An 11,257-nucleotide genomic window follows, 5' to 3' on the forward strand; every position below is an offset into this window, starting at 1 on the left:
GCAAGACAACCGCTCTCATAAGATGAGTATTGAACGCTCATTCCTCCGCCATTTCATCCCGCTTTCCTGTGGTAATCTTCCTCTGAACCACCTACGATCATTTCTATAATGAATATAATGTTGAGGTATCTATGCGTTGGCAAGGGCGACGTGAAAGTGACAATGTTGAAGACAGGCGCAATAGCTCCGGCGGTCCGTCAATGGGCGGTCCCGGTTTTCGCCTGCCAAGCGGTAAAGGCGGGCTGATTTTACTGATAGTCGTGCTGGTTGCAGGCTACTATGGCGTTGATTTAACCGGGTTGATGACCGGACAGCCGGTTTCCCAACAGCAATCAACGCGGTCAATTAGCCCTAATGAAGACGAAGCCGCAAAATTCACCTCGGTGATTCTGGCAACCACGGAAGACACCTGGGGACAGCAATTCGAGAAGATGGGTAAAACCTATCAGCAACCGAAGCTGGTCATGTACCGTGGAATGACGCGTACCGGCTGCGGGGCGGGCCAGTCCATAATGGGGCCATTCTATTGCCCGGCGGATGGCACAGTTTATATCGATCTCTCCTTCTATGATGACATGAAAGACAAACTTGGCGCGGATGGCGATTTTGCCCAGGGGTACGTTATCGCTCATGAAGTCGGTCATCATGTGCAGAAACTGTTAGGCATCGAGCCGAAAGTTCGTCAACTGCAACAAAACGCGACGCAGGCGGAAGTAAACCGCTTATCTGTGCGTATGGAACTCCAGGCCGACTGTTTTGCCGGTGTCTGGGGGCATAGTATGCAGCAGCAAGGTGTTCTGGAAACCGGCGATCTGGAAGAGGCGCTGAACGCGGCGCAGGCCATCGGCGATGACCGTTTACAACAGCAAAGTCAGGGGCGAGTAGTACCAGACAGTTTCACTCATGGCACTTCTCAGCAACGCTACAGCTGGTTTAAACGTGGTTTCGACAGCGGCGATCCGGCACAATGCAATACTTTTGGTAAAAGCATTTAACTTCCGGGGCAGGGATGGCTGAACTGACTGCGCTTCACACATTAACAGCGCAAATGAAACGTGAAGGGATCCGCCGCTTGCTGGTGTTGAGCGGGGAAGAGCGTTGGTGTTTTGATCATGCGCTTAAGTTGCGTGATGCCTTACCTGGCGACTGGCTGTGGATTTCGCCGCAGCCAGATGCTGAAAACCACTGTTCTCCCTCGGCACTACAAACTTTACTTGGGCGCGAGTTCCGGCATGCGGTATTCGACGCCCGCCACGGCTTTGATGCCGCTGCCTTTGCGGCACTTAGCGGAACGTTGAAAGCGGGAAGCTGGCTGGTGTTGTTACTCCCTGTATGGGATGAGTGGGAAAACCAACCTGATGCCGACTCGCTGCGCTGGAGTGATTGCCCTGACCCTATTGCGACGCCGCATTTTGTCCAGCATTTCAAACGCGTACTTACGGCGAATAACGACGCTATCCTCTGGCGGCAAAACCAGCCGTTCTCGTTGGCGCATTTTACTCCCCGTACTGACTGGCACCCCGCTACCGGCGCACCACAACCAGAACAACAGCAACTCTTACAGCAGCTACTGACCATGCCGCCGGGTGTGGCAGCGGTAACTGCTGCGCGTGGGCGCGGTAAGTCGGCGTTGGCAGGGCAACTCATTTCTCGTATTGCGGGCAGTGCGATTGTCACCGCTCCCGCAAAAGCGGCAACGGATGTACTGGCACAATTTGCGGGCGAGAAGTTTCGCTTTATTGCGCCGGATGCCTTGTTAGCCAGCGATGAGCAAGCCGACTGGCTGGTGGTCGATGAAGCCGCAGCTATACCTGCGCCGTTGTTGTATCAACTGGTATCGCGTTTTCCTCGAACGTTGTTAACTACTACGGTGCAGGGCTACGAAGGCACCGGACGTGGTTTTTTGCTGAAATTTTGCGCTCGCTTTCCGCATTTACACCGTTTTGAACTACAACAGCCGATCCGTTGGGCGCAGGGATGCCCGCTGGAAAAAATGGTTAGTGAGGCACTGGTGTTTGACGATGAAAACTTCACCCATACACCACAAGGCAATATCGTTATTTCCGCATTTGAACAGACGTTATGGCGAAGCGAGCCAGAAACGCCGTTAAAGGTTTATCAGTTATTGTCTGGTGCGCACTACCGGACCTCGCCGCTGGATTTACGCCGCATGATGGATGCACCAGGTCAACATTTTTTACAGGCGGCTGGCGGAAACGAGATTGCCGGAGCGCTGTGGCTGGTGGATGAGGGCGGATTATCTCAAGAACTCAGTCAGGCGGTATGGGCGGGTTTTCGTCGCCCGCGGGGTAATCTGGTGGCCCAGTCGCTGGCGGCGCACGGCAGCAATCCACTGGCGGCGACATTGCGCGGACGGCGGGTTAGCCGGATAGCAGTTCATCCGACTCGTCAGCGGGAAGGCACAGGGCGACAGCTTATTGCTGGTGCTTTGCAATATATTCATGACCTCGACTATCTTTCGGTGAGTTTTGGTTACACCGAGGAGTTATGGCGTTTCTGGCAACGCTGCGGTTTTGTGCTGGTGCGAATGGGTAATCATCGTGAAGCCAGCAGCGGTTGCTATACGGCGATGGCGCTGTTACCGATGAGTGATGCGGGTAAACAGCTGGCTGAACGTGAGCATTACCGTTTACGTCGCGATGCGCAAGCTCTCGCGCAGTGGAATGGCGAAATGCTTCCTGTTGATCCACTAAACGATGCCGTCCTTTCTGACGACGACTGGCTTGAACTGGCCGGTTTTGCTTTCACTCATCGTCCGCTATTAACGTCGTTAGGTTGCTTATTGCGTCTGCTACAAACCAGCGAACTGGCATTACCGGCGCTGCGTGGGCGTTTACAGAAAAACGCCAGTGACGCGCAGTTATGTACCACACTTAAACTTTCAGGCCGTAAGCTGTTACTGGTTCGCCAGCGGGAAGAGGCCGCGCAGGCGCTATTCGCACTTGATGATGTTCGCACTGAGCGTCTGCGCGATCGCATAACGCAATGGCAATTTTTTCACTGACTCCTTCAATTTTCTCCCATGGTCATTGTGAGTCAGCGGCGTAAAATTAATGACATCAGTTAAGGAGTTCGCCATGAAACATGACCATTTTGTTGTTCAAAGCCCGGATAAACCAGCACAACAGTTGTTACTGCTTTTCCACGGTGTCGGGGATAACCCGGTGGCAATGGGGGAAATAGGTAGCTGGTTTGCGCCGCTGTTTCCTGATGCGCTGGTGGTGAGTGTCGGTGGCGCGGAGCCGAGCGGTAATCCGGCGGGGCGTCAGTGGTTTTCGGTGCAGGGTATTACGGAAGATAATCGCCAGGCGCGTGTGAATGCCATCATGCCGACGTTTATTGAGACGGTGCGCTACTGGCAGAAACAAAGCGGAGTAGGGGCTAACGCCACGGCGCTAATCGGTTTCTCACAAGGCGCGATTATGGCGCTGGAGAGCATTAAAGCCGAACCGGGCCTTGCTTCGCGCGTCATTGCCTTCAACGGACGCTACGCGAGCCTGCCGGAAACCGCGTCTACAGCCACAACAATTCACTTGATTCATGGCGGTGAAGATCCGGTTATCGATCTGGCGCATGCGGTTGCGGCGCAGGAAGCGTTAATCAGTGCCGGTGGTGACGTGACGCTGGATATCGTGGAGGATTTAGGCCATGCGATCGACAATCGCAGTATGCAATTTGCCCTGGATCACTTGCGTTATACCATTCCGAAACATTATTTCGACGAAGCGCTAAGCGGCGGTAAGCCTGGCGATGATGATGTGATTGAAATGATGTAATAATAGCCGGGTAGGTCTGATAAGACTGTATCAGGCATCATGGCCGGATGCGGCGTTAACGCCTTATCCGGCCACTTAGCTTACTTCTTCGGTTGATCCTTTTTCGGCCAGTCGTCGTCATCGTCCCACTTATCGTTGAAATCACGATGCGGGGGAAGCTCCGGCTTGTTGGCGAGAAATTTCTTATGGTCGACGCGCTTGAGATCTTTAATCACGTTCAGCAGGACGCCTACCAAAAAGACAATCACCAGAATCCACCAATATTTAGCCAGCCAGTCCATGCTTATTTCCTCTTGCAGAACCACTCATCAGGCGACGAGCTGTTCCATGATACGTTGATACATACGGGCAAGTAGCTGCAGGTCGGCAGCGTTCACACATTCATTGATTTTATGAATCGTGGCATTGACCGGCCCGAGTTCCACCACCTGCGCCCCCATGCGGGCAATAAAGCGCCCGTCGGACGTTCCGCCTGTGGTCAGTAGCTGCGGTTTAATTTCATTATAGTGCTCAACCGCGTTAACGACCGCATCCACCAGTTTACCGCGCGCGGTCAAAAATGGCTGCCCGGAAAGCCACCAATCCACCGTATAGCGCAGTTGATGTTTTTCAAGCAGGGCAAGCACCTGCGCTTTGATCATCTCATCCGTCAGTTCGGTGCTAAAGCGGAAGTTAAACTGCACAAACAGTTCACCTGGAATAACGTTGTTACTGCCCGTTCCCGCCTGAATATTGGCAATCTGCATACTGGTCGCCGGGAAGAAGTCATTACCCTGATCCCACTCAATAGCCACTAATTCATTAATGAAAGGTGCTGCGCGATGTACCGGATTGTCAGCCAGATGTGGGTAGGCAACATGCCCCTGAACGCCATGAATGGTAAGGTTGCAGGTTAACGATCCGCGACGACCATTTTTCACCACATCACCTACCACTTCGATACTCGACGGTTCGCCAACCAGACAGTAATCGAGACGCTCATTACGCGCCATTAACGCTTCGACGACTTTTACCGTACCGTTGTGGGCACTAGCTTCTTCATCAGAGGTGATCAGAAATGCCAGTCGCCCTGTATGGTTGGGATGTTGTGCGACAAAGCGTTCTGCCGCTACCACCATCGCCGCCAGCGAGCCTTTCATATCTGCCGCACCTCGCCCAAATAACATGCCGTCACGAATGGTTGGTTCAAATGGTGGATTGATCCAACGGTCGGCGTCGCCAGGCGGCACCACGTCGGTATGCCCGGCAAAGGCTAACGTTTCACCCTGCCCGCGCCATGCCCAAAAATTCTGCGTATCGGCAAAGTCCATGCGTTCAACGGTAAAACCGATCGCCTGCAAACGTTCAATCAACAAAGCCTGGCATCCTGCGTCATCAGGACTCAGGGAAGGGCGGCGAATAAGCTGTTGTGTCAGCTCAATAACCGGGCACGACATAGACTACACCTCATGGAAAAATTGCTGATAACTGGATTCACTGAAACCCAGCAGCATAGGCTTACCAGGCGCGCAGAGCAATGGACGTTTGATAATTGCAGGCATTTCAGTCATTAATGTCGCCGCAGAGGCCGCATCGGTGATTTTATTGCGGGTGGTTTCGTCCAGTTTACGCCAGGTTGTACCACGGGTGTTGAGTAACGCTTCCCAGCCTAATTCGTTGATAAAACCGTTCAATAATTCGCTGTCCAATCCATCGACGCGGTAATCATGAAAACGATAGTCGATGTTATTGGCTTCCAGCCAACGGCGAGCCTTTTTAATGGTGTCACAATTTTTGATGCCGTAAAGTGTAACCATAATGAATCCTTTTTCGATTTATGAGAATAAATACTCATTTAAGGGTGAAAACATTTTGCCTGCAAATGATTATCAGGAAATATAACATTATCGAAGTATTCAAATTAACAACTATTAAATAACATTAAACATTTTTAACGTAAACATTAAGAATATTCATCTTGTTATCTGTCTGTATTTTAACCAGAATTAAATCAGTATTAGATGCCGTATGAATATCTCGAAATGTTGCGGTGTATCACATACAAATCATCACCGCAGGACCATAGTATTTACATAAGGTTTGTCCCCCGGAGGTAGTCATCGCAGCAATCGAGTAAATTAGCTTCACCACGGTATATTGTTTCCGTAGAATACCCATAATTATAAGAGAGGTTGTTATGATTGAACGTGAACTGGGGAACTGGAAAGACTTTATCGAAGTTATGCTTCGTAAGTAATTCCTGAGACAAAGTACAAACAGCAAGAACCCGCTGAGCAGGTTCTTAATCGGAAAGTTGAAAAGGGCGACACATTGGCATGTCGCCTTTTTTATTGCTTATTCCGGGCGCGGCTTCAGCGGGAAGCGGCGGCGCACCAGCACAAAGAACAGCGGCACGAAGTAAATAGCCAGAATAGTGGCCGAAATCATCCCGCCCATTACGCCAGTACCCACCGCATGCTGACCACCGGAACCGGCACCTGTGCTGGTTGCCATTGGCAATACGCCGAAGATAAATGCCAGCGAGGTCATCAGAATCGGGCGTAAACGCTGACGGCAGGCGTGGAGCGTCGCTTCAAACAGGTCGTGGCCTTTTTGGTTCATCTCGTTAGCAAACTCGACGATCAGGATGGCGTTTTTCGCCGATAAACCAATGACCGTTAACAGGCCCACCTGGAAGTAAACATCGTTTTCCAGCCCGCGCATCCAGGTTGCCAGCAGCGCGCCGATAACCCCCAGCGGCACGACCAGCATTACCGAGAACGGCACCGACCAGCTTTCATACAGCGCAGCCAGACACAGGAATACCACCAGCAAGGAAATGGCGTACAGCGCCGGAGCCTGCGCGCCGGAAAGCCGCTCCTGATACGACATCGCCGTCCACTCCAGACCAAAGCCGTTTGGCAACTGCTTCACTAACGATTCCATAATATCCATCGCCGTACCGGTACTGACCCCCGGTGCGGCTTCCCCAACAATCTCAACCGCAGAATAACCGTTATAGCGTTCCAGACGCGGCGAGCCTGTCTCCCAGCGTGAGGTCGCGAAAGCAGAGAAGGGCACCATGCCGCCATCTTTATTTCGGACATACCAGAGATTGATGTCATCTGGCAGCATGCGATACGGCGCAGCTGCCTGCACATAGACTTTCTTCACGCGACCGCGATCCATAAAGTCATTCACATAGCTCGAACCCCAGGCGGTTTGCAGTGTGTCGTTAATATCGTCGATAGCAACGCCCAGCGCCTGAGCTTTACGCTGGTCGATATCAATCTGCAACTGCGGACTGTCGTCGAGGCCGTTATGGCGCACACGGGTTAGCTCCGGGTTTTCCGCTGCCAGCGCCAGCAACTGGTTTCGTGCTGCCATCAGCGCATCGTGACCCGCTCCAGCGTGGTCCTGCAACTCCATATCAAAACCCGCAGAACTACCAAGACCGCTAATTGCTGGCGGGCTGCTGGCGATAACGCGAGCTTCTTTAATCTTGTTAAACGCCTTCGTTGCACGCTCGATAATGGCAAACGAGGTGCCGGTCTTACTGTCGCGTTCGCTCCAGTCTTTCAGGCGGATAAACATTCGCGCCACGTTTTGCCCGTTCCCCCCAGGGCCAGAACCCACGGTGGCAAACACCGACATGATGTTGTCTTTTTCATGGGTGAAGTAATATTTCTCGATTTGCTCAACGACTTTCAGGGTCTGTTGCTGGGTTGAACCGCTGGGCAACTGTACCGAGGTAGTAAACATGCCACGGTCTTCCAGCGGTAAGAACGACGTCGGCAAACGCAGGAACAGGAACACCATGCCGCCAAGCAGCAGGACATAAATCACAATCCAGCGCAGGCTACGGTGGAGAATTTTCGCCACCCCTTTTTCGTAGCGTTCGGCGTTGCGGTTAAACATCTGGTTAAACCAGGCAAAAAAGCCTTTTTGCCCGTGATGCTCACCTTTTTTCAGTGGCTTAAGTAGTGTGGCACACAGAGCCGGAGTGAGGATCATCGCTACCAGTACTGACAGCACCATCGCCGCAACAATGGTAATAGAGAACTGGCGATAGATGGCACCGGTGGTGCCGCCGAAGAAGGCCATTGGCACAAATACCGCCGAAAGCACCATCGCAATCCCGACCAGTGCCCCCTGGATCTGCCCCATCGATTTACGTGTGGCTTCGCGAGGAGTGAGTCCTTCCTCACTCATAATACGTTCGACGTTTTCCACCACCACGATGGCATCATCCACCAGCAGACCGATCGCCAGCACCATCGCGAACATGGTTAAGGTGTTGACGCTATAGCCGAAGGCATAAAGCACCGAGAAGGTTCCCATCAACACCACCGGCACGGCGATAGTGGGTATCAGCGTGGCGCGGAAGTTTTGCAGGAACAGATACATAACGAGGAAAACCAGGGCGATAGCTTCCAGAAGCGTTTTCACCACGTCTTCAATGGAGGCTTTTACAAAAGAGGTGGTTTCATACGCCACCTTGTATTCCAGTCCGTGTGGAAAATACTGCGCCAGCTCGTCGAGACGATTGAGCACCAGCTCCGCTGTCGCCATTTCGTTCGCGCCGGAGGCCAGTTTTACCCCCAGCCCGGAGGCTGGCTTACCATTGAAGCGGCTAAGATAATCGTATTTCTCCGCCCCCATTTCGACGGTGGCGACATCGCCCAGCCTTACCTCTGAGCCGTCCTGATTCACCCGCAAGGTGATATCGCGGAACTGTTCTGGTGTTTGCAGCAGTGACTGGGCGTTAATGGTGGCGTTGAGCGCCTGCTTATCGACGGAAGGCGTACCACCAAGTTGCCCAACCGCAATCTGCGCGTTCTGTGATTCAATGGCATCGGTGACATCTTTAGCCGTCATCTGGAAACTGTTGAGTTTCGCCGGGTCCAGCCAGATACGCATGGAATATTGCGAACCATAGGCATCGATATCCCCGACGCCATTCACGCGGCTTAACGGGTCCTGAATATTACTGGCAACATAATCGGCAATATCCTGTTTATCCATCGAACCATCGGTAGAGACGAAGGCAATGGTCAGAATGTTGGTATCGCCGGTTTTACGCACCGTCACGCCCTGATTTTGCACCGCCTGCGGTAACTTTCGCATGGCTGATTGCAGCTGGTTTTGTACTTGCTGCACGGCTTCGTCCGGATCGGTGCCTGCTTTAAAACTTAACGTGACAGATGCCTGACCGGTGCCGCTGCTCTGAGATGACATATACATCAGATTATCGAGGCCGGTCATATTTTGCTCGATAACCTGGGTCACGGTGTTTTCCAGCGTCTGGGCCGATGCGCCGGGATAGTTAGCGGTCACTCGCACATTCGGTGGCGCGAGATCGGGGTATTGTTCAACGGGCAATGAAAAAATCGCCAGGGTACCTGTCAGACACAACAGGATTGCCAGCACCCAGGCAAAAATGGGGCGATCAATAAAGAAATTCGCCATTAAAAGAGGACCTCGTGTTTCTGCGTATCGTTGTAGGCTTGGCTTGCTTCACTGTAGCGGCAAGGTACGAGCCAATCGTGGAGAAAAAAAGGAGTTAATGTAAATTATCATGCCCTTTTATACTGAACCTTAAGTGCCACTATTCTTTGGTCAATAAGAGGCATTACATCAGCTGACTTTCCTCACCCTCCGCAGAGCGAAAGCTAATACTCACTAACGTGCCGCCGCCGGAAGGTTGTGAAAAAGTCAGCGTCCCACCCAATCTTTCCGCGCGTTCGCGCATGATATTCAGACCATAATGGCCTTCGGGTTCTTTCGGTTCACCGATGCCAATCCCGTTGTCGCGAATATAGACTGTGTGATTGCCATCCGGCGCGGTGACGCAGCTAACGGCGATTTCGCTGGCGTTGGCGTGCTTCATCGCATTCAGCACCGCTTCGCGAATAATTTGCAACAAATGCACCTGCATTTGCGCATCCAGCGCCAGGGTTGGCAGACGGCAGTCGAGGGTCAGTTTGGCGCTGGTTTGATTTTGTAACGTATCCAGCATTTCCCTCAACGCGGAGGGGAGATCCGCCTGCTGCAGCGTCAGGCGGAAAGTAGTCAACAGCTCGCGTAACTGCCGATAAGCATCATTCAACGCCTGGGAAAAATCGGCCATGATACTTTGTGCGGTGGCGTTATCTTCCGGTATCGAACGCTTCAGTAACGTCAACTGGATACGTAAGTAAGAAAGTACCTGAGCCAGCGAGTCGTGCAATTCGCGGGCGATGGTCGCACGTTCTTCCATCAACAATAACTGCTGAAAATGCTTCTGCGCCTGATTAAAGTACAAACCGCGTCCCAGCATCGACGAAACGCTGTTAAGCAGCGGTTCTGATGATGAAACGTGACTATTTTGCCAGTGCAGTTCTCCGTAAACCGTCTCTTGCATTGTCACCGGTAAAATCTGCATCGGCAATTCCGGGTTTGGCTGCCCTTCGCTAATCCGCCAGTTGTCACCGACATTTAACTCCAGATATTCAGCCGCTTCATTGTCGCGAACAATCTGCAAAATATGGCGGAAACAATGCACATCAATCTGGCTGGTGTTTAGCGCCTGCGAACACTGATACAACACCTCCAGACGACGCTTGGCCTCGTGGAGATCGCGGGTCTTTTCTTCTACTGACGCCTCCAGCGAACGGTACAATTTATGCAGCTCGCTCGACATCTGGTTAAAGGTTTTTGCAAGCAGGCCAAGCTCATTCGGCAGGCTGGTATCCAGCGGCGGCGAGTCGAACTGCCCGTGTTCAATACGCTGACTGGCGGTAACCAGCTGATTCAGCGGGGCAACCACCTGATGGCGTATGCGGCGCAAAGTAAAAAAGACCAGCGTGAAAATACCGATGCCGCCAGCCAGGGAAATTGCCACCACCAGCAGCATTTTGCGTTCAGCGTAGTGCTGTAAAGCCAGCACGAACAGGTCTATCTGATTAACATAATTATTAATATTGGCCTGATACCACGGCAAGTCGCCCTTGCTGAGCCGATTATTCATCTCCAGCCAGTTGGCATTCAGATGCGCATAGCGGGTTTTTACTGCCTCTGGCACATACCAGACGTTGAGATTGGTTAATACCGGTGAATGCAGTGCCTGCTGAAATAACTGGCGATGTGCATTGAGTTGTGGACTGCCACTTTGCAAGTCGTAGCCCAGGCGGTAACTCTGCATACGCAGCGATCCGGCAATATTGATAGCCTCAGCGTCGCGTAAACTGCTCGCCAGCGTTAGCAGAGCGATACCCGTGGAAAGAATCGACAGCAGCACAATGTAAAAAAAGGCCCGGGCCAGACTGGCCGAGACGGGTCGTTTAACAATCACACGCGTCTTCTCCACAAAAAATCATTAATCTTCCAGTTCGCTGAAACGCAATTTAGTCAGTGATGGGATTATTTGATCTGCCACAGTTTATAGCGAAATAGTTACTTATTCTGGGCACATGAACATTGCCGATTCCCCTGTAAGTCGG

9 protein-coding genes are annotated in these 11,257 nt (G+C 52.2%); 4 read left to right on the top strand and 5 right to left on the bottom strand.

What is annotated here, in order from left to right:
• Positions 1-131: 131 nt before the first annotated feature.
• From ACJHX4_RS17780 to ypfH, 3 genes are all read left to right on the top strand, one after another.
• A complete protein-coding gene (locus ACJHX4_RS17780) occupies positions 132-995 on the top strand; it encodes a neutral zinc metallopeptidase (protein WP_001267498.1) in 864 nt (287 codons plus the stop codon).
• 14 nt (positions 996-1,009) lie between these two features.
• The gene (gene tmcA, locus ACJHX4_RS17785; RefSeq protein ID WP_000829367.1) at positions 1,010-3,025 is read left to right on the top strand and encodes a tRNA cytosine(34) acetyltransferase TmcA; all 2,016 of its coding nucleotides are present in this window, start codon (positions 1,010-1,012) and stop codon (positions 3,023-3,025) included.
• A gap of 73 nt (positions 3,026-3,098) precedes the next feature.
• A complete protein-coding gene (ypfH, locus tag ACJHX4_RS17790) occupies positions 3,099-3,797 on the top strand; it encodes an esterase (protein ID WP_000679830.1) in 699 nt (232 codons plus the stop codon).
• A gap of 80 nt (positions 3,798-3,877) precedes the next feature.
• On the opposite strand, the gene ACJHX4_RS17795 is transcribed toward ypfH, so the two are convergent.
• The 3 genes from ACJHX4_RS17795 to ACJHX4_RS17805 are packed head-to-tail and all read right to left on the bottom strand — an operon-like array spanning position 3,878 to position 5,593.
• Entirely contained in the window at positions 3,878-4,078 is a 201-nt protein-coding gene (locus ACJHX4_RS17795) for a YpfN family protein (protein ID WP_000383836.1), read from the bottom strand.
• A gap of 27 nt (positions 4,079-4,105) precedes the next feature.
• Positions 4,106-5,233 carry a succinyl-diaminopimelate desuccinylase gene (dapE, locus tag ACJHX4_RS17800; protein ID WP_001277795.1) on the bottom strand — a complete coding sequence of 376 codons (1,128 nt, stop codon included), beginning with the start codon at positions 5,231-5,233 and terminating at the stop codon, positions 4,106-4,108.
• 3 nt (positions 5,234-5,236) lie between these two features.
• The gene (locus tag ACJHX4_RS17805) at positions 5,237-5,593 is read right to left on the bottom strand and encodes an ArsC family reductase (protein ID WP_000258253.1); all 357 of its coding nucleotides are present in this window, start codon (positions 5,591-5,593) and stop codon (positions 5,237-5,239) included.
• A gap of 380 nt (positions 5,594-5,973) precedes the next feature.
• Between ACJHX4_RS17805 and ypfM the strand changes: the two genes are divergently transcribed.
• Positions 5,974-6,033 (top strand): protein YpfM, encoded by a 60-nt coding sequence (gene ypfM / locus ACJHX4_RS17810; RefSeq protein WP_001386977.1) that lies wholly within the window; start codon positions 5,974-5,976, stop codon positions 6,031-6,033.
• Between the two features lie 98 nt (positions 6,034-6,131).
• Here ypfM and acrD read toward each other — a convergent pair whose 3' ends face one another.
• Entirely contained in the window at positions 6,132-9,245 is a 3,114-nt protein-coding gene (gene acrD / locus ACJHX4_RS17815) for a multidrug efflux RND transporter permease AcrD (RefSeq protein ID WP_001273136.1), read from the bottom strand.
• Between the two features lie 163 nt (positions 9,246-9,408).
• The gene (gene narQ, locus ACJHX4_RS17820) at positions 9,409-11,109 is read right to left on the bottom strand and encodes a nitrate/nitrite two-component system sensor histidine kinase NarQ (protein WP_001296285.1); all 1,701 of its coding nucleotides are present in this window, start codon (positions 11,107-11,109) and stop codon (positions 9,409-9,411) included.
• Between the last annotated feature and the right edge of the window lie 148 nt (positions 11,110-11,257).

Source organism: Escherichia sp. WS2035, assembly GCF_046487065.1.
GTDB lineage: Bacteria > Pseudomonadota > Gammaproteobacteria > Enterobacterales > Enterobacteriaceae > Escherichia > Escherichia coli.